This window comes from Maribacter dokdonensis DSW-8, assembly GCF_001447995.1.
In the GTDB taxonomy this organism is placed as follows: domain Bacteria; phylum Bacteroidota; class Bacteroidia; order Flavobacteriales; family Flavobacteriaceae; genus Maribacter; species Maribacter dokdonensis.
The window spans coordinates 2,087,784-2,110,150 of sequence record NZ_LDPE01000001.1 but is presented as its reverse complement, the minus strand read 5'-3'; the positions used below and the strand labels follow the sequence as shown (position 1 = coordinate 2,110,150).

16 protein-coding genes and 1 tRNA gene are annotated in these 22,367 nt (G+C 37.0%); 5 read left to right on the top strand and 12 right to left on the bottom strand.

The annotated features are described in order from the left end of the window. Positions 1 to 31: 31 nt before the first annotated feature. The 6 genes from I600_RS09100 to I600_RS09075 form a co-directional block, all read right to left on the bottom strand. Positions 32 to 1,819, bottom strand: a complete 1,788-nt coding sequence (locus I600_RS09100) for a tetratricopeptide repeat protein (RefSeq protein WP_058104115.1) — start codon at positions 1,817 to 1,819, stop codon at positions 32 to 34. 59 nt (positions 1,820 to 1,878) lie between these two features. Further along, positions 1,879 to 2,526 carry a DUF1801 domain-containing protein gene (locus I600_RS09095; protein WP_082642920.1) on the bottom strand — a complete coding sequence of 216 codons (648 nt, stop codon included), beginning with the start codon at positions 2,524 to 2,526 and terminating at the stop codon, positions 1,879 to 1,881. 38 nt (positions 2,527 to 2,564) lie between these two features. Beyond that, the gene (locus I600_RS09090; protein ID WP_058104114.1) at positions 2,565 to 2,891 is read right to left on the bottom strand and encodes a DMT family transporter; all 327 of its coding nucleotides are present in this window, start codon (positions 2,889 to 2,891) and stop codon (positions 2,565 to 2,567) included. A 143-nt stretch (positions 2,892 to 3,034) separates the two neighbouring features. Further along, positions 3,035 to 4,306, bottom strand: coding sequence for a serine--tRNA ligase (gene serS, locus I600_RS09085; protein WP_058104113.1), 1,272 nt, complete (start codon positions 4,304 to 4,306; stop codon positions 3,035 to 3,037). A gap of 78 nt (positions 4,307 to 4,384) precedes the next feature. Continuing rightward, complete coding sequence (locus I600_RS09080) at positions 4,385 to 5,716, bottom strand: HTTM domain-containing protein (RefSeq protein ID WP_058104112.1); 1,332 nt, start codon at positions 5,714 to 5,716, stop codon at positions 4,385 to 4,387. Between the two features lie 2 nt (positions 5,717 to 5,718). Continuing rightward, positions 5,719 to 6,645 carry a bifunctional riboflavin kinase/FAD synthetase gene (locus tag I600_RS09075; RefSeq protein WP_058104111.1) on the bottom strand — a complete coding sequence of 309 codons (927 nt, stop codon included), beginning with the start codon at positions 6,643 to 6,645 and terminating at the stop codon, positions 5,719 to 5,721. A gap of 53 nt (positions 6,646 to 6,698) precedes the next feature. On the opposite strand from I600_RS09075, the gene I600_RS09070 reads away from it, so the two are divergent. Together I600_RS09070 and I600_RS09065 are read left to right on the top strand one after the other, a co-directional pair. Next, a complete protein-coding gene (locus tag I600_RS09070; protein ID WP_058104110.1) occupies positions 6,699 to 10,463 on the top strand; it encodes a zinc-dependent metalloprotease in 3,765 nt (1,254 codons plus the stop codon). Further along, positions 10,460 to 11,146, top strand: coding sequence for a hypothetical protein (locus tag I600_RS09065; RefSeq protein ID WP_071341114.1), 687 nt, complete (start codon positions 10,460 to 10,462; stop codon positions 11,144 to 11,146). The genes I600_RS09070 and I600_RS09065 overlap by 4 nt, the downstream gene beginning before the upstream one ends. A 2-nt stretch (positions 11,147 to 11,148) precedes the next feature. Here I600_RS09065 and pth read toward each other — a convergent pair whose 3' ends face one another. The 3 genes from pth to I600_RS09050 all read right to left on the bottom strand — a co-directional run bounded on the left by pth (position 11,149) and on the right by I600_RS09050 (position 13,477). Then, positions 11,149 to 11,778 carry an aminoacyl-tRNA hydrolase gene (pth, locus tag I600_RS09060; protein WP_058104108.1) on the bottom strand — a complete coding sequence of 210 codons (630 nt, stop codon included), beginning with the start codon at positions 11,776 to 11,778 and terminating at the stop codon, positions 11,149 to 11,151. Between the two features lie 86 nt (positions 11,779 to 11,864). Further along, positions 11,865 to 12,494 carry a 50S ribosomal protein L25/general stress protein Ctc gene (locus I600_RS09055; protein ID WP_058104107.1) on the bottom strand — a complete coding sequence of 210 codons (630 nt, stop codon included), beginning with the start codon at positions 12,492 to 12,494 and terminating at the stop codon, positions 11,865 to 11,867. Positions 12,495 to 12,535: 41 nt separating this feature from the next. Beyond that, positions 12,536 to 13,477 (bottom strand): ribose-phosphate pyrophosphokinase, encoded by a 942-nt coding sequence (locus I600_RS09050; protein ID WP_058104333.1) that lies wholly within the window; start codon positions 13,475 to 13,477, stop codon positions 12,536 to 12,538. A 193-nt stretch (positions 13,478 to 13,670) separates the two neighbouring features. On the opposite strand from I600_RS09050, the gene I600_RS09045 reads away from it, so the two are divergent. After that, positions 13,671 to 13,750, top strand: a tRNA-Leu gene (locus I600_RS09045). Between the two features lie 104 nt (positions 13,751 to 13,854). On the opposite strand, the gene I600_RS09040 is transcribed toward I600_RS09045, so the two are convergent. From I600_RS09040 to I600_RS09030, 3 genes are all read right to left on the bottom strand, one after another. Further along, a complete protein-coding gene (locus I600_RS09040) occupies positions 13,855 to 14,907 on the bottom strand; it encodes a DNA cytosine methyltransferase (RefSeq protein ID WP_058104106.1) in 1,053 nt (350 codons plus the stop codon). 109 nt (positions 14,908 to 15,016) lie between these two features. Next, positions 15,017 to 16,351: a phospholipase D-like domain-containing protein gene (locus I600_RS09035; protein ID WP_058104105.1), complete on the bottom strand. Its 1,335-nt coding sequence runs from the start codon at positions 16,349 to 16,351 to the stop codon at positions 15,017 to 15,019. A gap of 12 nt (positions 16,352 to 16,363) precedes the next feature. Further along, positions 16,364 to 17,239, bottom strand: a complete 876-nt coding sequence (locus tag I600_RS09030) for a hypothetical protein (RefSeq protein WP_058104104.1) — start codon at positions 17,237 to 17,239, stop codon at positions 16,364 to 16,366. Between the two features lie 338 nt (positions 17,240 to 17,577). On the opposite strand from I600_RS09030, the gene dinB reads away from it, so the two are divergent. Both dinB and I600_RS09020 read left to right on the top strand, forming a co-directional pair. Then, positions 17,578 to 18,792, top strand: coding sequence for a DNA polymerase IV (gene dinB / locus I600_RS09025; RefSeq protein ID WP_058104103.1), 1,215 nt, complete (start codon positions 17,578 to 17,580; stop codon positions 18,790 to 18,792). 425 nt (positions 18,793 to 19,217) lie between these two features. Next, a complete protein-coding gene (locus I600_RS09020) occupies positions 19,218 to 22,247 on the top strand; it encodes a DNA polymerase III subunit alpha (protein WP_058104102.1) in 3,030 nt (1,009 codons plus the stop codon). Positions 22,248 to 22,367 lie beyond the last annotated feature (120 nt).

Sequence of the window (22,367 nt, the reverse complement as noted above, 5' to 3'; positions counted from 1 at the left end):
GACCTGACTATGAATTAGATATCCCTTGAATTTAATTAATGGAATCTCCCCTTAAAATTCTGAAGTTCTTGCGGGCTTCTGGGAAGTAGTAACTATCTTGATAGTTGTAAATGATTTTTTCATATTGCTCTTTTGCTTTTATGGGGTCATTGAACACTGTTCTGTAAAGTTCTCCCAAGGCATAATAAGCATCATCTGCAAGAATACCATTACCATAGAACGTGATGATTTTTTGGTAATTTAATTGCGCATTATCGTATTTTTTAAGTTTCTCGTATAATTGGGCTTGCTTCAATAAAGCCTCGTCCTCAATTTTTTCTCCCTTATGATTTTCTAGAATGTCACCCAAGGCATTGATTGCCTCATCGTTTTTATTTTGGTAGGCTAAAAAATCTGCCCGTGCATATTTTTTTAATGCTGTTTGAGTAGAATCTTCTAATGAATTATCGGATATCAAGAGGCTCAGCTGCATGGCATCATTTGCGATAAGCTGTGAGGTAGAGCTTCTTAATACTTTTAGTTGGGTTAAGGCCCAATCAAAATCTCCCTTGTAGAAGCTGGTCTGCGCAACTTTAAACCGTGCATTCTGACCTAAAACGTCGTTTTTAAGTTTTTGCTGAATCTGTGAAAAATAGATGAGTGCTTCATTGAATTTTTTGTTGAACACTAAAATATCTCCAAGTGCCAATTTTAAATAGGCAGTGCCTCTATCGCTCATGGGCAGTTCAAGGCTGTTTTTCAATAATTCTTCGGCAGGTGCCGGGTCGTTCTTTTTAAAAGTTAGAAAATTGGCATAGGCTACCTGAAGCTGAAGGGTTTGTGATCTGTACCCGTAAATATCCACAAGTTCCTCATATTTTTTTTGAATAGCGTCTAACGTACTGTCCGTTGCGCCTACCAATTCAATATCAATTAGATTTAATTCTGCATCTAGTTGAACTATTTTATCACTGGTGTTTTCAATGATATAGCTGTAAATATCTTTAGCAATTTCATATTCTTCATTCTCCAGAGCGCTTTGTCCTAAATTTTCTAAACGACTGGTAGAACTGCCATTCATACGCTTAAAAATGGCTTTTTCTTGCCTAAATGCACTACCGTATTGATTTTGTTTTTCAAATAACCAACTCAATAACTCGTTCCATAAAATATCAGGATTCTTTTGAGCGCGTTCCAATAACACTTTTTTTAGCAAAATGTTATTTTGGTTTTCCGGTTCTTCCGATACAAAATCGTCTATGCTTCTTAGAATATTGCTTTTTGAAGTTTTACCATCAATAACAAGATTTAAATACGAATTATACATAGCCTCAACGTTGCCCTGTTCCCCATAAATTCTTGCCAATTGAAAATTGAAGTTTAAAGCGGGGTTTAACTCCATTGATTTTTGAAAAGCCTTTATGGCCATATCCAAAAGGTTGTATTTCTGAAATTGAAGTCCCAAGGCATATCCGTAATTGGGATTTTTATCTATAATGGCCAAAGCTTTGTCGTAATTCTTTTGCGCCAGGTCTTGCTGTTCTTGTAGCGCATAGTTGTAACCAAGGTCAATTAACAGGGTAGGGTAAGGATTGCGGTCATTTAACCGTGCATTCAAAAAAGATTCTGCTTTTTGGTATGCTTCCAACTGTTGGTAGCAAGCAACTAGGTCTTGCACATACTCTGTTCTTCGGGGATTTTTTTCTACCAATTTTTCGTAGAATACTACAGCTTTTTCAAAATCACCATCTGCAAAATATTGTTTGGCCAAAAAATCATCTTGGGCAAAACAAAATGTTGTAAAGGTTATGTATGTAATTAGAAAAAGGATAAACCGCATACTCAAAGATACATAGAATGCTGTAAGTTGTTACAAAGCATATATTATCACAGCATATTTTATGAAATGGTTCCGATACCCTTATGAGACCCGTCGCAATTGGGCATTCTTTTTGAAAGTCCGCAAACACAATCATTAAGACCTTTTCCGCTTAAAATTCTATTGGTGTATTTATTGATTCGGGCTAACCTTGTCGAAGATTGTTTGGCTTTTGAAAAATGTAATAAATATCCTTTTTGTCTACCAGGGGTCAATTTTTCAAATGCGTTTTTAAAAGTGGGATTTTCCTTAAAAATTATTTTCAATTCTTCAGGGACTTCATAGTCACTAACTTTTTTCGTTGGTATTATTAGATTTGATTTTTCAATTTCTACGGCTTCAAAAATGTAATCTTTGATCACCTTTTTCATTTTTAAAATATCTTCTGTATTCTTGAACCTTAGTTGCCTGCCCGCTTGTACGTTTTCTGTCTGTTGTATTAAAATAGAATGCGGGTCTCTAAGCAGGGCACCTTTGTAAAATAGAAGAGCGCAGTATTGTTTGAAACCGTGAATTAAAACAATGTTCTTTCCATTTTTGGTGTAGCAAGGATGTTTCCATTTGAAATCTTCTTTAACATCGCATTCCAGGATTATTTCTCGGAGCAATGAAAGCTCATTCTTCCATACTACTTGTTCGTTCAGAAAATGATCCACTTTTAGGTTCATACTTTTTCAATATTGTTTTAAGAACATTATGATATGAGCTAGTGTGAAACGACTTTAAGACCTATTATAGATCCGATCAATGTAGTTAAAAATAGTATTCGTAAAAAAGTAGCGGGTTCTTTAAAAACAAATATGCCCACTAAAACCGTACCTACGGCTCCAATGCCTGTCCAAACCGCATATGCAGTGCCAATGGGAAGAGTTTGCGTTGCTTTTACCAAGAGTATCATACTTATAGCTAAGGCTATTAAAAAACCGATATACCATAAATACATTTCATTACCGGTAGATTCTTTTGCTTTACCCAAGCAAAAAGCGAATGCTACTTCAAATATGCCGGCGATAATTAATAATATCCAATTCATAAGTAACAATTTTAAATATAAAGGTCGAAGAATTAATTGGTATCAAAAAAAACGTCATGAGATTTATAAGTTTCATGACGTTTTAATGATTGTTGTAACCTTAAGTTAAATCAACCAATATTTAAAAGTTGGCTTTTGAAGATTTAATCAATCATATCAAACCCACAATAAGGTACTAACACCTCGGGAATTTTAATGCCATCTGGGGTTTGGTAGTTTTCTAAAATACCAGCTAATACACGTGGTAATGCTAATGAGCTGCCATTTAAGGTATGTGCCAATTGGCTTTTACCGTTCTCGTCTTTAAAGCGTAATTTTAATCTATTGGCTTGGTAGGTTTCAAAGTTTGATACAGAGCTAATTTCAAGCCATCTATCTTGCGCAGTTGAGAAAACTTCAAAATCAAAAGTAAGCGCAGCGGTAAATCCTAAATCACCACCACAAAGTCTTAGTATACGGTATGGTAGTTTTAATTCACGTAGAATATTTTTCACATGCTCAACCATGCCGTCTAAAGCTTCATAGGATTTTGTAGGGTGTTCTACACGAACAATTTCAACTTTGTCAAATTGATGTAAACGGTTTAGTCCACGTACGTGTGCACCATAACTACCTGCTTCTCTTCTAAAACATGGCGTGTAACCTGTATAAGTTATTGGGAAATCGCTTTCGTTTACAATAACATCTCTAAAAATATTGGTTACAGGAACCTCTGCCGTTGGTATCAAATAAAGGTCGTCTGCGGTTACATGGTACATTTGCCCTTCTTTGTCCGGTAATTGCCCAGTACCATAGCCAGATAGTTCGTTTACTAAGTGTGGTACTTGAATTTCAGTATAGCCCGCTTCAGTATTTTTATCTAAAAAATAAGCTATTAGTGCACGTTGTAACCTTGCACCTTTGCCTTTGTATACAGGGAATCCCGCTCCGGCAATTTTAACGCCCAATTCAAAATCTATGATATCATATTTTTTGGCAAGCTCCCAGTGTGGCAAAGAAGCTTCATCCAATTTTGGCACTTCGCCTTCACTGAATACTTCTTCATTGTCCTCTTCAGAAGAACCTTTTACTACCGAGGTATGCGGAGTATTAGGTAATTGATATAATAATGATTTTAACTCTTCTTCAGCTGCATTTAAGTCGTCGCCTAATTGCTTAGACTCCTCCTTAAGTTTTACGGTCTGCTCTTTCAACAGATTTGCCTCTTGAACTTTACCTGTCTTGTACAATACGCCGATCTCTTTAGAAATCTTGTTAGATTCAGCTAAAACGTTATCTAAACTAGTTTGTGAAGCACGTCTTTTTTCATCTAATCTAAGCACATTGTCCACTAATGGTTGTGCATCAATATTTCTTTTTTCAAGAGCTAGGACAACCTCTTCTTTGTTATCTCTAATGGTCTGTATTTGTAACATTGTAGAATTGTATTTGGCTGCAAATTTACTTAATCTAATATTCTAAGTAGATACTTTTTAATACTAAACATCAATTATCTATTTTTCTGATTTGATGTAAGGGGATGGAAGAATCCAGCTATGGTGTTTTGTTCGGTACCATGTCTCGGCCGCCAAGTCGGTCTTTGAGTCTATAAAGGGTTCGTACGGCTTACGGTTTATGCTAATTTTTGAATTTTCTAAGTATACGGAAACGTCCCTATTTTCTTCTTTGAATTCCTTTTTAAGATATTGGGCAAACTGCCAGGCAAAATCTGGGTAAGCAAATATCTTTCGCTCTTGACTACGAGATACGTAATCTTTGGGGTTGATTATAAAAACCTCTTCGGTATTCTTGTCCACTACTTTGTACCTGCCTTTGCCCTGTCTACTGCGTAACATCATACGCCAGCTCATTCTGTGTCCTTCTTCGGTCCATAGCACATCATCTTCAAAAGTATAATGTCTAACGGGTAATAACAGCTGTGTTAAAAAGTATACTGCAGCTACGATCAATAAGCTGTTTTTATAATTTGGGATGATGACTTTTGATGTGGTCAACGGAATTTTAGATTTAAAGAAAATTTTGCGGATGGTTTCAGGCTCAAAAAAGAAAACACTGAAGGCTATGGATAAATAAGGAAAAATACCAATTTGAAATATGATCGAATTGAATAGGTGAAAGAACAATGAAAGAAAGAAAGCCGCTTTTCTGGTCGGTTTCCAAAGTAATGCCGGTACAATGAGTAAATCAAACAAAATACCAACAGATCCTATAACAGTATGTATCCAAGGTTCCTGTAAAATATCGCCAACAAGCCAATAATTCCTCTTCGAATGCATTAAAACGGCTATGGTACTGAAGTCTAGCCAATCTCCATATATTTTAGCAATTGATGCGTATGTGTAAACAATGAAAAGTTGTAGCACCACGATCCATTTTATGTATGCATACATTGCATTGCTTTCTATCTTGGGGTTAAGCTTAACGTCTATTGAACGGCTTTTTTCGGCAGGAAAAAAGCACATGATCAATGAAATTAAAATAAGAAGATAGTAATGATTGTTATAGGCGGTCTTTTGCATTAAATAAGTAGCCGTCCACATGGTTGTAAACGTTATCATACTTGCCCGGTACTTAAAGCCTAATGCAATGCATATGCCCATTAGACCCATTATACCAAAGTAGAAATACATTCCATTGCCTGGTAAAGGTTGTAAAAAATCGAAATCTATAAATGGAAATTTAAATTTTGGGGCAATTAAATTTCTATTCACCCAGCCGGTAGCAATAGCGCCAAAACATTCAAGTGAGATTAGAATACCAAAAAAGATTCTAAAAATGATCAATGAGCTATTATCTATGCGTTGAAATAATAACCTATTAAGCATAATTACTTATTTATATAGTGAAGAGATTTTTCTTTGTCTGTTGCCAATTGAGCCTTTAGGGCATCAACAGATTCAAATTTATGTTCATCTCGTAAACGAACCAAAATATTAACTTGTAATTTAAGATTGTATAAATCCGCATCAAAATCAAAAAAATTGACTTCTATGGATTGTTTGGTGCCGTTTACGGTAGGGTTAAAACCTATATTCATCATTCCGTAAACTATTTTACCATTAATAGTACTATTTACGATATAGGCTCCATTTTTAGGTATTAGCTTATAGTCTTCCGCAATGGAAAGGTTGGCAGTAGGGTAGCCTAGTTGTTTGCCAATTCCCTTGCCTTTTATGATTGTTCCGGTAAGCATATATTCATAGCCTAAATAGCTGTTGGCGGTTTCAATATCACCTTCTTCCAAAGCTTTTCTGATCTTGGTGCTACTTACCGATACATCATCTATTTCTTGGGCGGGTATTTCGTCTACTGAAAATTCATACGTATTACCAAAAGTGACCAAGTCGTTTATGTTGGCATTACGATTTCTGCCGAACCTATGATCATAGCCAATAATTACTTTTTTGGTATATAAGGTGTTAACCAAAATATCACGGACAAACTCTGTTGCCGTAAGTCTAGAGAATTCTTTTGTAAATGGGTGGATAATAAGAACATCTAACCCTAAGCGCTCTAAAATATTGATCTTCTCATCAATAGTATTCAAGAGTTTTATATTGGTATCTTTCTGTAAAACCATTCTTGGATGCGGAAAAAACGTAAGAACCGATGATTTCAATGCCGTATTTTTGGCATGATTTATGATTTTATTAAGTATTTTCAGGTGGCCTATATGTACCCCGTCAAAGGTGCCTATGGTAATGACCGTAGGATACTCTTCTTTGTATTTGGAAATGTTGCGGACTGTAATCACCTTATGATAGAAAATAAAAAGACTTATATTTGATTTTGGTTAAAAGTCCCTTAATGATTGCAAAATTACGCCTAGTTTTTACAATTACCATAGTATTTCTTTCCTTTTCCGGTGTAGCGCAATCTACATATTGGAAAAATACGGAGTTGAACGGAGCGGCGAAGCGATTATCCAAACAACGCTTAAAAGTAAATAAAAGCAAGGCTTTTAAATTAGATCAAGAACAATTTACGAAGGTATTAAACGACGGTAAATCATCTAAAATTGTTTATTTCCCTAACGAGTTGGGTGAAATAATTCCCTTTTTAGTGGAAGATGCACATCTTTTTGCTGAAGGTTTAGCCGAGAAATACCCTTCCATAAAATCTTTTAAGGGAGTTGCCTTGAACGATGCAACAACGCAGATAAGGTTCAGTATGTCGCCAAAGGGTATTCAAAGTACAATGAGTACATCTGGTGAAAATGGGGCATTGTTCATGCAAAAATCTACTGATGATATTTATGTGTTGTACCGTAGAACGGAACAAGAGGAGAGCGATATCGATTTTGTTTGTAAAACAGTAACGGAGGTTAAGGAGTATTCACAGAATGTAACCGCTAAATTGGTAGATGATCAAACACTGAGAAAATTCAGGATAGCTATTTCTGCATCAGGTGAATACACAGAATTTCATGGGGGAACCAAGGCAGATGCATTAGCGGCCATAAATGCTACGTTGACAAGGGTCAACGCAGTTTTTGAAAGAGATTTGGCTATTACTTTAGAGTTGATCGCAAATACAGATCTTGTTATATATACCAATTCAGATACTGATCCGTACACTGGTAGTTTAAGCTCTCAGGTGCAAAACACCCTAACAAGTGTCATAGGAGAATCAAATTATGATATCGGGCATTTATTCAACCAACAGGATAATACTTTAGATGGTAATTCTGGCTTTATCGGTGCCGTTTGCGTAGACGGAAGAAAAGGTAGTGGTTATACTACTTTGTCTTCTCCTATAGGCGATGCTTTTGATATTGATCTGGTAGCGCATGAAATAGGGCATCAATTTGGTGCCAATCACTCTTTTTCACATACTTCGGAAGGCACTATAGTACAAGTTGAACCTGCCAGTGGTACAACTATTATGGGGTATGCCGGTATTACGGGAAATAATAATGTTGCCAATAATAGCGATGATTATTTTCACTACGTAAGTATTGTACAGATCAGAGATTATTTGGAAACAGTTTCATGTGGTAGTACCGAGGTACTTGGAAATACACCACCAACGTTAAGTCCATTGGTGAATTATAATATTCCAAAAGGCACACCTTTTGTGCTAACTGCAGAAGCTAACGATGTAGATACCGGTGATGTGCTTAGTTATACATGGGAGCAAATAGATAACGGTATTGTGACCCAATCTACGTTCGGACCTACAAATCCTGCAGGAGCCAATTTTAGGTCTTTACCACCTTCACTAATTCCACAACGATATTTTCCTAACCTTACCCGTATTTTGGGCGGGGAACTTACAGAGGCGTTACCTTCAATTGGCGATGCTTGGGAAACTGTGTCAAACGTTGGCAGGGATCTCAATTTTTCAGTGACCGTAAGGGATAATGCCTTGAATGGAGGGCAATCTGTTTCTGATGAAATGACAGTTTCGGTGAGCGGTGAAGCCGGTCCTTTTTTGGTGAGTTCACAAAGTACACAAGAGACCTTTGAAGCTGGATCGGTACAAACCATAACTTGGGATGTAGCCAATACGAACGTAGCACCGATCAATGCGGAAACGGTTACCATATTATTATCTACGGATCGTGGAATTACCTTTACTGAAATATTGGCAGAGAATATACTAAATGATGGAAGTCATGAAGTTATTATACCGAACCTTCCTACCAGTACAGGGCGTATAATGGTAATGGCGGATAATAATATATTCTTTGCAGTAAACGATGCTTTATTTTCCATAACACCTTCTGAAATTGTAATGGATTTTGATGAGGTAATATTTGATGTCTGTAAGCCTAATGATTTAAATGTTTCCTTTAATTACGAAACCAATTTGGGTTTTGACGAGGAAAGTACATTTAGTGTTCAGGATTTGCCAGCAGGCCTTACGGCAACCTTTACCCCGGCGACCGCAGATACAACGGATACCGAAGTTAGTATAGCTATAGAAGGTGTGGTGGGTCTAAACGTAGGAGAGTACCCTATAAAAGTGGTAGCTACATCCGCTACGGTCACTAAAGAAATTACGCTACAAGTAAGGGTGTTCGAAGATAATTTTGAAGATGTTATTCTAGTAGCTCCTACAAATGGTTTTGCAAATGCTTCTACAGATATTCTTTTGGAATGGGGTACATCGATCGGTAATACTCAGTACGAGTTGGAAATTGCGAGCGATTCTGCCTTTACTTCTATCGTAGAATCTGTATCCGTATCAGGTAGTTCCTATACGCCAACCCTTTTGGATAATAATAGTACATATTTTTGGCGCGTAAAACCGAGGAACAATTGTGGTGAGGGAGATTTTAGTGAAGCCTTTAGCTTCTCTACCGTACAGTTTAATTGTACCACAAAAGAATCTTCTGATACGCCAATAGCAATATCAAGCAGCGGAACACCGGTAATAACGTCTAAATTGATCTTTTTAGAAGATTTGCCCATTGCGGATATTAATGTGCAGTTAGATATTGAGCATACTTTTTTAGCTGATTTGGTGGTCAGCTTAACTTCACCGGCAGGTACAACCGTTACCTTGGTTTCTAATTCTTGTGGTGATGCAAGTGACATTAATGCTATTTTCGATGATGATAGCCCTGCTTTTATTTGTGGTGTAAATCCTGGAATAGGTGGGTCTGTGAAACCATTGGGAACGTTAAGTTCCTTTAATGGGGAATCTATACTGGGTGAATGGACTTTGGAAGTAAAAGATAATGCACCTTCTGATGGTGGACGCTTGGTTTCTTTTGCTCTTGAGGTTTGTGTTGAAGGTGACTTTAGACCAGATGCGGATAATGATGGTGTATTCGATGATGGTGACGATCTTTGTCTAAATACCCCGGCAGGGCAGGAGGTAGATGCTTCCGGTTGTGCAATTTATCGCTTTCCTTCAGAGAATTTTGTAATAACTTTAGAAAGTGAAACCTGTAGCGATAATAATGATGGGTCTTTGTCCATTGCCCCTAAATTGGCATTGGATTATCAAATAACCGTGTCGGGTAATGGGGTTGATTTAACGCAAAATTTTTCCAATAGCTTTAATTTGGCAAACTTAAGTGCGGGTACGTATACATTATGTATTACGGGTACGGATGGTACGGTCGTGTATCAAGAATATTGTGTTGAAGTACAAATAACCGAACCTGGTCCGTTAAACGTTTCTTCTAAAATTGCGGATGATGGGTCTTTAGTGACATTGAATTTGACCGGGTCTTCATTTTATACGATAGAGTTGAACGGTATAGCCATACAAACGGAAAATTCTGTTGTGCAATTAGAATTGCAAAAAGGACTAAATTCTTTAAAGGTATATACTCCAATCGCTTGTCAAGGAGTTTATGAAGAGCAAATAGGTTTTTATGAGCGCCCGGTAGTTTTTCCAAACCCGGTAAAAGATGTAGTGCAGGTGTATATAGGTGGGCAGCAAGAAGATGTTTTTGTAAGTATTTTTAGTATAGACGGTAGGTTTATCTATGATGAAACTACCACTTTGGTGAATGGCATAATTCAGTTAGATTTAAGTGCATTGGCCGCGGGAATATACTACTTAAGGTATGAGGGAAATACAATTAATGGAACAACAAAAGTAATTAAGGAATGATACGTTTTCTAATGTTCTCTTTCTGCGTAGTTATAGCTTTTTCTAGCTGTAAAAAGAAGCGTTCTGCAACACCTCCAGAAGCAGTAAGTTTGGTATTCCCCGAAGAGAATTCTGAATGTACAACCGGTGTAAGCTTAGGTACTGAAACCAGTCAGGTAGAATTTAGATGGAACTTGGCGGATAATACGGAAACGTATGAGTTACGTGTTACCAATATTGCTACAAGTACGGTGCAAACCATTGTGTCTACTTCAAATTCAGCAAAGCTGCCTTTGGCCAAAGGAGAGCAGTTTTCATGGTTGGTACGATCACGTAATAGTGACGTAGAAGAAACGGTTTCCAGTGAAGAATGGTATTTTTATAATGCAGGGTCTAGAACTACATTTGCCCCCTTTCCGGCAACTATTGAGAGCCCGGCTTCCTCTTCAAGTGTTTTTAAGGACATCAATAATGAGGTAGAGCTAGTTTGGTCTGCATCTGATCTGGATAATGATATAACCGGTTATGAAGTCTATTTCTCGGTAGAAACGCCACCAATTGATCTTATACGTACGCTTTCATCAGATGTTACCAATATCAAAGTTTCGGTATCTTCAGATACGGTTTACTATTGGCGTGTAATTGTTATAGATGCAGAAGGTAATAGATCTAATACCGGGGTATATAGTTTTAAGGTGCTTTAATGCTAAGAATTGTTGAATTGATTCATTGTTCTGGCAATGCCGGCTAAAGCGAAAGAGTTGATAATTTCAGTTGATTTCTTTAATCGCTCTGGTAATAATGCTTGCTCGTCACTGTTCCATTGTCCTAACACGTATTCAACCTGTCTACCCTTACTAAAATCTGAACCTACTCCAAAGCGGTACCTGTTGTATTGAATGGTCTGTAGAAATAATTCTACATCTTTTAGTCCATTATGGCCACCATTGCTGCCTTTTGTTTTAATACGAATGGTTCCAAATGGCAGATTAATATCATCTGTAATTACAAGGACGTTACTTTGCGGAATATTTTCTTTATCCATCCAATATTTCAATGCCTTGCCACTTCTGTTCATATATGTTGAGGGCTTAAGACAAATAATAGTTCTTCCTTTTACCTTATAAGAACCAATGTCGCCTAGTTTTGCCGTTTCAAAGGTAAAGTCGTTTGTTTTGGCTACTTCGTCCAGTATTTTAAAACCGATGTTGTGTCTGGTTTCGGTATATTCTTCTCCTATATTTCCAAGGCCAACGATTAAAAATTTTTTCATGGGATCTTTTTCTTCGATAATAATACTCTGTTTGGTAAAAAAGGATTTAAGTAAACGGAGCATTTGAACTATAATTTAGTGCGTAAAAATACAAAAGCATCCTGATACAAATACCAGGATGCTTTTTAATGAATTTTAAACCGTTAAGTCTATTCTTGAGCAGCTTCTTCAGATGCACCTTCTGCACCTTCAGCTCCTTCTTCATCTTCATCTTCATCATCAGTAACAACAGCGGTACGTGCAGTTTTAACCTGTACTACAACTTGATTGTCTGGGTGTAAGATGCTAAAGTCATCATTTAATAATGATGCTACAGAAATGTTCTGACCAATTCTTAATTTAGAAATATCGATATCGAAGAAATCTGGCAATTTGCTAGGTAAAGCTTTGATTGCAAGCTTACGTTTTCTGAACAATAAACGTCCACCATTACGAACACCCGGTGAATTCCCTTGTAATCTTACAGGAATGTTCATGGTAACCATTTTATCATCGAATAACTGATAAAAATCAATATGGATGATGGCATCTGTTACAGGGTGAAATTGAATATCCTGTAATACTGCGTTAACTGTTTCTTTGCCTTCCAATTCAATTGCAACTGTGTGTGCATTTGGAGTGTAAACCAAGTCTCTGAACGCTAGTTCATCTGCTGAAAAGTGTAATGGTTTATCCCCTCCGTATACCACGCAAGGAACCTTTCCAGCATTACGTAGGGCTTTCGTTGCCTTCTTGCCCACGCTTTCTCTTTCTGATCCTTTAATTGTAATTGACTTCATTATATGTATTAAAAATTAATATTCTTGTTTTGACTTCTTCTTTACATTAAAAACTTAGAAGATATGGAGTTGTTGTTGTGTACCTTGTCCATGACATCGGCAAATAAATCTGCGCAACTTAAAACTTTTACTTTATCACTCTTTACCTCCGCCGGTATTGAATCTGTAATGATCAATTCCGTAAGTTTTGATTTCTCAATTTTCTCGTAAGCATCTCCTGATAATAGACCATGTGTAGCAATGGCCCTAACACTCAAAGCGCCACGTTCCATCATTAGGTCCGCTGCTTTGGTCAATGTACCTGCCGTATCTACCATGTCATCTGCTAGTACTACATTTTTACCTTTTACATCACCAATTAGTTCCATATGGGAAATAACATTGGCTTTGGCTCTTTGCTTATAACATACTACAACATCACTATCTAAAGCTTTGGAATATGCATAAGCTCTTTTTGATCCGCCCATGTCGGGTGAGGCAATGGTAAGATCTTTTAATCCTAAATTTTTTAAATAAGGTAAAAATAATGTTGATGCGAATAGGTGGTCAACCGGTTTTTCAAAAAAGCCTTGTATTTGATCAGCATGTAAATCCATGGTGATAATTCTAGTTGCCCCAGCTGTTTCTAACATTTTAGCGACCAATTTGGCAGCAATAGGCACTCTAGGTTTGTCTTTTCTATCTTGTCTTGCCCAGCCAAAATACGGCATAACGGCTGTAATATGACGCGCAGATGCTCTTTTGGCAGCATCTATCATTAATAACATTTCCATTAAGTTCTCTGGACCGGGATGTGTTGATCCAATAAGAAATATACGGGTTCCTCTTATTGATTCTTCAAAAGAAGGTTGAAATTCACCATCACTATAGCGGGAAAACGATATTTTGCCTATTTCTGCACCATAAGCTTTGGCAATTTTTTCTCCTAAGACTTTACTTTGAGTACAAGCAAATATTTTCGGTTGTGGAACTTGGTATGGCATGTCTTTGTATATTGTTTTCCAAACAGTTACTTCCTTGTATGGCGGCAAGCACTTGTTTTTTAGAAGGTGCAAATTTAAAAATTAATTTTGGTTGCTAATGCATAAATATTGATATTTTTAGTGGTAGAAAGAAAATTATTATTTAATTTTGCAGTCCTATTTTGATAGGATGCCAACTTTGAATGGCAAATATGCTCGAGTGGCGGAACTGGTAGACGCGCTGGATTCAAAATCCAGTTCTTCGGAGTGCGGGTTCGATTCCCGCCTCGAGTACTTACAAACCCTATTAATCAATTGATTAATAGGGTTTTTTGATTTTGGAAAATTCTGATATTGCTAATGTTGATTTTTGTGGAATAATGGAACTTGCTATTTAATTAGTTTGTTATGCTATCCATTTTAATTTTCTTCGCTCTTGCCTTTTTAGGTGTAATTTTCTCATTTACCTTCAATTGCTCCATAATACTTTCAGCCAAAAATTTTGCCAAATTTACAGGTACGGCATTACCGATCATCTTATAACCTGCTGCTACTTTTTTGTAATGGAAAGTAAAATCATTGGGGAAAGTCTGTATTCTGGCACATTCGCGCACACTTAACCTTCGGTAAAGGTGTTCTTTTCCTGGTACAAAGATTCTAACATCTTTATCTATCAGTTTCATTTTGGGCGCCTGTGGGTGTATAGGGGCATGTCTGCCGCCAGCTTGTATGGTAAAAGATTGTTCGTCCCAATTACGCACCCGGTTCCTGGACATAAACATGGTAGAAAAACCACCGATCATATATTCATGATTGGCTACCTTACAATTTGTACCATTGGTGTTATTGTATTCCAATGCAGGTATGGCGTTACTTTTTAGGTCATGTATGGCAGTTTCAAGAGTTACTTTAGGAAAGGTACGGGTAGGAAATTCATATTTAAAATTCAAATCTTTTCTAATACCTATAAAAAACACCCTTTTTCTATCCTGTGGTACATTGTAGTCGCTTGCATTTAGCATTTGAAATGATAGGTCATAACCTACACCTGCATTTTTTAAAAGTTTTTTAATGCCATCAAGAGCAGTGCTGTGCTTATGAATAAGCATACCGCTTACATTTTCTGCTAAAAAGAATTTGGGTTGTTTGGCTTCAAGAATTCTAATGAAATCATAGAAGAGTTGCCCTCGTTTATCTTGAATGCCTCTGGCAGCACCTGCTGCACTCCAACTTTGGCAAGGTGGTCCGCCAATGATTCCGTCACAATCGGGAACTTCATCGGCAGGGATGTCTACAATACTTCTTTTGTCAAAGATAGTATCCGGATGATTTTTCTCGTACGTTTCCCAAATATCCTTATCATATTCGTTTGCCCAAATGACATTGAAGCCTGCTTGTTCAAAACCAAGATCTAAACCGCCCGCTCCGGCAAAAAAGGATACTACATTCATTTTTTTGTGCTATTCAATTGTTTTTGTTCTAAACAATATCTTGATTTTAAATGCTATTGTTATTACAAAAATACATTTTAGATTTTCAAAATGCTTTTAAACCAAGTATCTATTTCACTTGTATGGTCTGCTTCTTATTTTTAATATTCGCTACATTGGCTTCAAAAGACTTAATAATTTTACGGTCTTTTATGACAACATGCATTCCTACCTCGCAATGAATACCGGTATAACTTACATTTGGCATATTCTTAAATGTAGGGATGTTCACATCATCTAAATATATAAATTGTGTAGGGGTAAAATTGTAAGAGCAATAGATAAGAAGATTATCTATGATGATATATTTTGAGTGAATGTCATTATTGATAAAGTATGTTACATTTTTGGTGTTTTTAAGCTGAGCGTAAAATTTTTGGAAATTCCCGGTGTTTACCGGACTTCTGAATTTTACATCCTTAAATTTTTGTTCGTCTTGGGGTAATGGAGCAAATGTTTGAGATAAACAGGTGACGCTGATTCCTTTGTCTGCCATTTTTAGTACCACGCCCAATATACCTTGTCTGGTTTCATTTATTTCTAAAGTAGAATGATGTGTGGCATTGAAATTATAATTAAATGCCGCTAAATGTTGCGCGCAAAGGATTATTTTTTCTTTTGCCGCTTCTAGGTAATTGATCAAAGTTATTTCTAGGTGGTTAGCAGAGTTGTCGTAAAAAGGAGCGGTGATATATATTGAATCGGAAAATTGAAATACTGCCTTATCATGGGTGTTACATGTTGTATTCAGTGAAGACCTGTAATCTTTTATGGCAATAGAACGCTCTATCAAATTCTTGTAAAACGTGTTGGCCGTTTCTTCATAACCAGGTTCGTTTTCAATACAGATCATAGATTCATTTTTCACCAAATCCCTTACGGCTAAATTAGATGAGCTCATTAATAATAAATAGCCGTTTTTCTTTTTTATGTAGGCAGATTTTATATGCAGGGAATACGGTAAGGTGCCCCTTGAGAATTTTTTAATATTCGCGCTGCGAACATATAGGTGGGAGAATACATAAAAATGAAAATTTTTGAGAGATGTAGATCTGTAAACTTCACCAAAAATCTTCCTTGCTAAATTATATTTGGTAAGTTCTTGAGTTGTTTTTTTTCCGGTATCAAGGTTTTTTAAAACTTTAGGATTGTTATTGTCATAGCCCTCTAGCGGAATAGTAATTACATTTACCGTAATGCCATTTGCGGCTACCTCTTTAAGATAGTTGTACAAATATTGATTGTTGAACAGGTACCATGAAATATTGATTTCCTCAATATTGTTCTTGTCCTTTTCAATAGTGCGTATAAATTCTTGAAGTAAGAAAGGGGAGCCACCCTGTTCATAAAAATCGAATTGATTTTTATAATTATCAGGTTCATCAAAATAGCAATGGATGGGCATACTCAGTGTTGGTTATTTTACACTGATCAAAACCGCTTCACAACTTTGTAAATCTGAGTTAAGAACAATATTTTCTGATTTTTTTCCGTCGGTGATTTCCACGGCTACGGTATTTGGGGGCGAGTCGCCTAGGTTATGGGCATAGAGAAAAAGATCGTTAGATTTATTGGGGTCTAATTTAATTTTAAACTCTTTTTTCCAATAGGTTAAATAATACTTTTTTACTACTTGTACTCCGTTAAGGTAAATAGATACGATGTCACCATCTTGCCTGCCATGGTCCCAGATTTTTACAATAATGTGTTCAGAATCGAATTCAAATTCTTTGGTGTAGGAGATTTTTCTTCCATCAAAACTTTCTCTTACTTCAGGTTTCTCTTGGGCTTGGACAACTTCTGTTTGCGCCGGGGCAACTTGTTCCTTTGTTTTTACTTTAGATTTCTTTCTCTTTTTTTTAGGGGCAACCGTATTGGCATTTGCTAATTGCTGTTTTTTCTTTCTTTCGTCAGAGGCTGCATTGGTAATGGTAAAAAAAGGTGTTACCCTTTTGGCAATATTGTATTTGTCATCAGGAAATAATTCTATGGCAACTACCTGGTATCTATTGCCAGAACCTATATTTTTTGCTAATTCTATTCCGCTTTCAAAACCATCGTTCTTAAAAGAGCCTAGTTCTTGTACCACCATTTCATTTCTAACTAGAAAAAAACGAATAGACTTACTGGTATCTATTTTTACGGTATTCCACTCTAATGTTATTTTTTCTGGAATATTCCAGATTGTGTTTTCATTTGGAGAAGTAATGTTTATCGTAGATATCTCTTGCGTGTGGGCAATAGTAGATGATAATAATAAAACAAATAAAAATATAAAATGAAGTTGGCGCATATGTACGTTCTTACCCTAAAGATAGTCTTATAGAACCAATTGTTCAAGACCTTTGTAATCTACAAGATATATGGCATTTAACGAAAAACTATATTATTTTAATATAAATAGTACTATTTTTTTGAAATAATATAGAGGATGAATATTTGCAATGGGAGGTAAGTTGTGTGTTTTATTGTGTTGATAGTAAGTAGTTTGTAGTGTAATAGGCATTAAGTATATGGTCTTTTTGGTTCAGAATCTTTTTTCTTTATTTTTCAATGTTAAAAAATGGAAATAATCCTAATAATTGGAAATAATCCATAATTTAGCTGTCCCGTTTTTTTATAGGGGTAGTTATGAGCAAGACCATTTTACATATAGATTTAGATACTTTTTATGTGTCCGTAGAACGATTAAATAATCGTGAGTTACAGCATAAACCTTTGTTGGTAGGCGGAACAGGAGACCGTGGTGTAGTGGCAGCGTGTAGCTATGAAACCCGTGGCTTTGGGGTACATTCTGGTATGCCCATGAAAATGGCAAGAGAACTTTGTCCCGAAGCTGTTGTCATTAGAGGTAATGCGGGTGACTATAGTAAGCACTCAGATATTGTAACCGAAATTATAAAAGAGTATGTGCCCGTATTCGAAAAATCGAGCATAGATGAGTTTTATGCAGACCTCACCGGTATGGACCGTTTTTTTGGTTGCTATCAATATGCATGTGACATGCGAAAGAAGATTATTAGGGAAACGGGGCTTCCTATTTCTTTTGGACTTTCAGCAAATAAAGTAGTTTCTAAAGTGGCTACGAACGAGGCAAAACCTAACAATCAATTAAAAATAGATGAGGGATTGGAAAAGCCTTTTCTGGCACCGCTGTCCATCAAAAAAATACCTATGGTGGGCGATAAAACCTATCAAACATTACGAAATTTAGGATTGCGCCAAGTACGTACTGTACAAGAAATGCCCATGGAGGTAATGCAGCGTGTGTTGGGTGCCAATGGTGGCGTTATTTGGAAACGAGCCAATGGCATTGATAATACACCCGTGATTCCGTTCAACGAACGAAAGTCTATCTCTACAGAACGAACTTTTGACAAAGATACTATTGATGTCAACAGGCTGCGCGGTATTCTGATTGCTATGACCGAAAACCTAGCCTACCAATTACGAAGAGGCGAGAAGCTAACAGCTTGTATTTCGGTAAAGATCAGATATTCAGATTTTAACACCTATTCAAAGCAAATGCGTATTCCGTATACCAGCGCAGATCATATTTTAATTCCTAAAATTTTAGACCTGTTCAAAAACTTGTATAACCGTAGGTTGCTAGTACGCTTAATAGGTATACGTTTTAGTCATTTAGTATCGGGTAATTACCAGATCAATTTGTTCGATGATACCGAAGAAATTCTAAGCCTTTACAATGCTATGGATAACATACGAAAACGCTACGGAGACAAAAGTGTGCTGCGTGCATCAGGCATGGGAGCAAAAACAATAGGAAGAATGCATAATCCCTTCAACGGATTACCACCAGTAGTATTGGCGCATAGAAAATTGTAAGCCCCTAGCCCCAGAGGCGGAATGAAATGTTGGTTGTTGAGGAGAGAAAAGAAGTTAGAATATAGAGAGGAGAGAAAGCGCAATGCGCAACACGCTAAGTGCAAAAAAAAACGAACAACCAACAACCATCAACTAAAAAGAGGAGGAATGACGAAGTGATCTGTTGTATTGGGGTGACAATGATAATCGGATGCAGTTACTTTCGGCAGATTGCTTCGGCTAAAAAACCTTGCAATGACGAAATCCGGTCACTGAGCGTAGCCGAAGTGAAATCTCGAGTGAGAAAATAGAAGTTAGAAAAGAGAGAAAGCGCATCGCGCTACACGCCGAGCGCCACACGCGAAGCGCAAAAAAAAATAGTGTTTAGCGTCTAGCGTGAAGCGCTCAGCGCAAAAAAACCATCAACCAAAAACGAACAACGAATTTTGTACCTAAACTGTCACACATATTACAGCCTTCGTTACGGAACCTTCTCGGAACTGGAGCTCTTGCAATTGGCAAAAAATCATGGGGTTACGCAACTGGCATTGACCGATATCAATAACACATCGGCTTGTTTAAATTTTGTTCGTAAAGCTCCAGAATATGATATAAAACCCATTTTAGGAATCGATTTTAGAAACGGGGTTGAACCTTGTTTTGTGGGTATAGCTAAGAATAACGAAGGGTTTTTAGAGCTCAACGATTTTTTATCGCATTATATTCATCATGAAAAGAACATTCCTGAAATAGCTCCGCAGTTTAAAAATGTCTTTGTTATTTATCCTTTTGAGAAAGTTTTAGAGAGTGAAAAGAAAGTCTTTGCAGAACATGAGTTTATTGGGGTTTCGGTCAATGAGCTAAAACGATTACGATTTTCAAAGTTGTTAGAGCAGCACGATAAAATTGTATTGCTACAACCTGTAACCTTTAGAAATAAGCGCGATTTTAATGCACACAGGTTGCTACGCGCCATTGCTAATAACACCTTGTTGAGTATGCTGTCGGTTACTGAGCAAGCTAATGAAGATGAGAAAATGTATGCCATACCAAATTTGGCAGCGCATTTTTCCGAGCATCCTTTTATTTTAGAGAATACCCAGCGTTTAATGAATAATTGCACTATTCATTTCGATTTTAGCTTGGAGCGAAAACCTCAGAATTTAAATGTGTATTTAGGGAGTAAGGCAGAAGATGAGGTGTTTTTAGAGCAGCTATGTCAAGAAGGCTTGCCTAAGCGGTATCCAGAAATAAACCAAGCTGTTTTGGATCGCTTAGAGAAAGAGCTCTACCTCATTAAAAAAATGGATTTTGTCTCTTACTTTCTTATTAATTGGGATATCATCTCTTATGCCCGTAAGCAGAAATTCTTTTATGTGGGGCGTGGTAGTGGTGCCAATAGTATTGTGGCATATTTACTTTTTATAACGGATGTAGATCCTATGGAGCTCGACCTGTATTTTGAGCGTTTTATTAATCTGTATCGTGTAAATCCGCCCGATTTTGATATTGATTTTTCGCATCGGGACAGACCGGTAATGACGGAGTATATTTTTAATCGATTCAAGAACGTTGCTTTGTTGGGTACCTATGTTACGTTTCAATCTAGAGGAGTAATTCGAGAATTGGGTAAGGTATTTGGCTTGCCAAAAGATGAAATAGATGTGTTGTGTAATGGTGATTTTCAAGCCAGCAGGTTAGATAATATATCGGCTTTGGTATTAAAATACGCCCAGTTGCTACACGGCATGCCCAATTATTTGAGTATACATGCCGGTGGAATCTTAATTACCGAACAACCTATTCATTGGTTTTCGGCAACCAATATGCCCCCAAAAGGATTTCCTACCACACAATTTGATATGGTGATCGCCGAAGATGTCGGTATTTTTAAGTTTGATATTCTTGCCCAGCGCGGACTCTCTAAAATAAAAGAAACGCTCGATATTTTGGAACGCGACCGCCCTGATGAATTTGCCAAATTCGATATTCACGATATCAAAGCATTTAAAAACGACCCCAAAATCAATAACATGGTAAAAACAGCGCAGTGCATGGGTTGTTTTTATGTAGAATCTCCCGCTATGCGTATGTTGTTGAAAAAGCTAGAAGTAGATACCTATTTAGGTTTGGTAGCGGCAAGTTCTATAATTCGCCCAGGAGTGTCTAAAAGTGGTATGATGCGAGAATACATTCTTCGGCATCGTAACAAGGGCAGGGCAGAAGAGTTGGCTCACCCGGTAATGCTAGAAATTATGCCAGAGACTTACGGAGTTATGGTGTATCAAGAAGATGTGATAAAAGTTGCCCACCATTTTGCCGATTTAGATTTAGGTGAAGCCGATGTGTTACGGCGTGGAATGAGCGGTAAATTTCGCTCGCGAGAAGAGTTTCAAAAAGTACAGGATAAATTTATAGATAACTGTCGTAAAAAAGGCTATACAGAAAAGCTTATTAATGAGGTGTGGGATCAAGTAGCAAGTTTTGCTGGCTATGCTTTTGCAAAAGGGCATTCGGCATCATACGCAGTAGAAAGTTACCAGAGTTTGTTTTTAAGGGCGTATTATCCGCTAGAATATATGGTGGCGGTACTGAATAATGGTGGCGGATTTTACAAACCCGAATTTTATGTGCACGAAGCCCGTATGTTGGGCGCAACGATACATCCACCTTGCGTAAATAGAAGTAATGCAGGTAATTGCATTTATGGTAAAGATTTGTATTTAGGGTTAGGCTATCTACGAGAATTGGAACAACGGGTTATGGAGCGTATTTTAAAAGAGCGCTTTCTTAATGGGAAGTTTCATTCGTTAGAAGATTTATTAGATCGGTTGATTATCTCTATAGAGCAAGTGAGTATTTTAATACGAATTGATGCTTTTAGGTTTACAAAAACCAATAAGCACGAATTATTATGGAAAGCACATTTGTTTTTGAATAAGACTAAAAAAGTGGACCACCCTAAATTGTTTGCGCCACGACATCAACATTTTGAAATTCCAGCATTATATAGCACCCATTTAGAAGTTGCCTTTACACAATTAGAATTGTTGGGCTTTAGTTTATGCAGTCCGTTTCAGTTGTTGTTAGAGCAGCCGTTAAATACTTGTGGTAGTAAAGATTTGGAGCAGTACTTAGGTAAGAATATAGATATCTACGGATATCTAATTACAGTAAAGCGCACCAGAACACATACAAAGAAAGCCATGTACTTTGCAACATTGTTGGATCAACAGGGACAGGTTTTTGATACGGTCTTATTTCCGCCCGTGGCAGCAAAATATATGTTTAAAGGACGAGGAATTTATCGGTTTTATGGTAAAGTGGTCAGTGAATTTGGTTTTCTAAGTATAGAAGTTATAAAACTACAAAAGCAAGATTTTATACAAGACCCTAGATATGCCGATATGAAAACTAGCGTCAAGGTTTTTGACCAAAAGAAAACTGGAGAAGAGAAAATAGAAATTAGAGAGTAGAGGAAGCGCTATTTGTAAAGCCCTATATGCTCTGCGCAGATAAAGCGTTTTATAATGTCCAGCGCAATGCGTCAAGCGTTAAGCGACAGGCGCATAGCGCCCAGCGTAAAAGCCATCAAC

Bases quoted from the DNA above. Each gene is read 5' to 3' on its own strand.
- I600_RS09055 (WP_058104107.1), bottom strand. From the start codon at position 12,494: ATGAAGTCAATTACAATTAAAGGATCAGAAAGAGAAAGCGTGGGCAAG.
- I600_RS09065 (WP_071341114.1), top strand. From the start codon at position 10,460: ATGATACGTTTTCTAATGTTCTCTTTCTGCGTAGTTATAGCTTTTTCT.
- serS (WP_058104113.1), bottom strand. From the start codon at position 4,306: ATGTTACAAATACAGACCATTAGAGATAACAAAGAAGAGGTTGTCCTA.
- I600_RS09095 (WP_082642920.1), bottom strand. From the start codon at position 2,526: ATGAACCTAAAAGTGGATCATTTTCTGAACGAACAAGTAGTATGGAAG.
- I600_RS09035 (WP_058104105.1), bottom strand. From the start codon at position 16,351: ATGCCCATCCATTGCTATTTTGATGAACCTGATAATTATAAAAATCAA.
- pth (WP_058104108.1), bottom strand. From the start codon at position 11,778: ATGCTCCGTTTACTTAAATCCTTTTTTACCAAACAGAGTATTATTATC.
- dinB (WP_058104103.1), top strand. From the start codon at position 17,578: ATGAGCAAGACCATTTTACATATAGATTTAGATACTTTTTATGTGTCC.
- I600_RS09100 (WP_058104115.1), bottom strand. From the start codon at position 1,819: ATGCGGTTTATCCTTTTTCTAATTACATACATAACCTTTACAACATTT.
- I600_RS09030 (WP_058104104.1), bottom strand. From the start codon at position 17,239: ATGCGCCAACTTCATTTTATATTTTTATTTGTTTTATTATTATCATCT.
- I600_RS09070 (WP_058104110.1), top strand. From the start codon at position 6,699: ATGATTGCAAAATTACGCCTAGTTTTTACAATTACCATAGTATTTCTT.
- I600_RS09080 (WP_058104112.1), bottom strand. From the start codon at position 5,716: ATGCTTAATAGGTTATTATTTCAACGCATAGATAATAGCTCATTGATC.
- I600_RS09050 (WP_058104333.1), bottom strand. From the start codon at position 13,477: ATGCCATACCAAGTTCCACAACCGAAAATATTTGCTTGTACTCAAAGT.
- I600_RS09040 (WP_058104106.1), bottom strand. From the start codon at position 14,907: ATGAATGTAGTATCCTTTTTTGCCGGAGCGGGCGGTTTAGATCTTGGT.
- I600_RS09090 (WP_058104114.1), bottom strand. From the start codon at position 2,891: ATGAATTGGATATTATTAATTATCGCCGGCATATTTGAAGTAGCATTC.